The organism is Mesorhizobium sp. M7A.F.Ca.CA.002.05.1.1, from assembly GCF_003998335.1.
Lineage (GTDB): Bacteria > Pseudomonadota > Alphaproteobacteria > Rhizobiales > Rhizobiaceae > Mesorhizobium.
Map to the genome: position 1 here is coordinate 1 of NZ_RZQI01001368.1, position 1,007 is coordinate 1,007.

General features: G+C 64.6%; 1 protein-coding gene and 1 pseudogene. Both read right to left on the reverse strand.

Translation table 11 applies throughout. The annotated features are described in order from the left end of the window. The coding region (locus EN939_RS35605) for an ABC transporter permease (protein WP_164751578.1) at nucleotides 1–728 on the reverse strand (728 nt) is incomplete at its 3' end. Between the two features lie 88 nt (nucleotides 729–816). Further along, nucleotides 817–1,007, reverse strand: a pseudogene (locus EN939_RS35610) (Fe(3+) ABC transporter substrate-binding protein); the annotation flags it as partial.

The window sequence follows — 1,007 nt, forward strand, 5'->3', positions numbered from 1 at the left end:
GCCAGCTTCTGATAGATCAGCGTCGGCAGCACGAGATAGTTGGCGGGAATACCTAGAAAGGCCGGAATACCGAAATTACCGACGCAGGAGACGAAGGCGAGTGCGGCGGCGGCCATGATCGACGGCGTCATCAAGGGCAGCACGATGGTGACCAGCACGGTGAACCAGCCGGCGCCGCCCGCCCGCGCCGCTTCGACCAGCTCGCGCGGCAGCTTGCGCAGGCCGGCGCGCACCAGCAGGAAAACCAGCGGCCCATACTGCACGCCGAGCAGCAGGATGATGCCCAATGTCGAATAGAGCGGATTCCTGGTACCGAGCGGCGGTGCCGCCCCGAACAGCTTGAGGAACGGGCTTGCCGGGCCGAACAATTGCAGCCAGGCCAGCGCCGTCACCTGCGGTGCGATCATCAAGGGCATGACGTAACAGAGCACCATGGCGCTGCGAGCGCGGATATCGGTCAGAGTGACGAGGACGGCCACCAGCGTACCCGACAACACCGCAAGCAGGGTGCCGCCGATACCGACGACCAGTGTGTGCCAGGTGGCGACCCAGGTCGCCGGACTGGCGAGCCCCGCCTTTATCGCGACGGCCGACAGCGTGCCGCCGGGTGCCACGATCTCCTTGATCAGGCGCAGCATCGGCAGCAGCGAAAGCAGGACGATGACGATGGCCACCGCCGCCGTCAGGACCATTTCCTGGCCCCGGCTTTCCCTGATCCGTGTTGACATGATTGCTTTTCCTGGGATCGATCAGCCGATGCGCTCGGGTTTCGCAGTCGGCATGCCGCTAGGGGGGCATGCCGACTGGATTGCCGGCTCAGCCGCCGAACAGTTCCGAGAACTTCGCCTTGTCGGCGTCGGTCTTGGCGACGATTGCCTTGGTGTCGAACGACATCACCTTGACCTTGACGCCTTCCGGCAGCCATTCGGGGCGGCCGACCGAGGCGCGCGCCGGCAGATAGCCCATCGAAAGCGCAAGCTTCTGGCCGTCATCGGAAAGAATGAAGT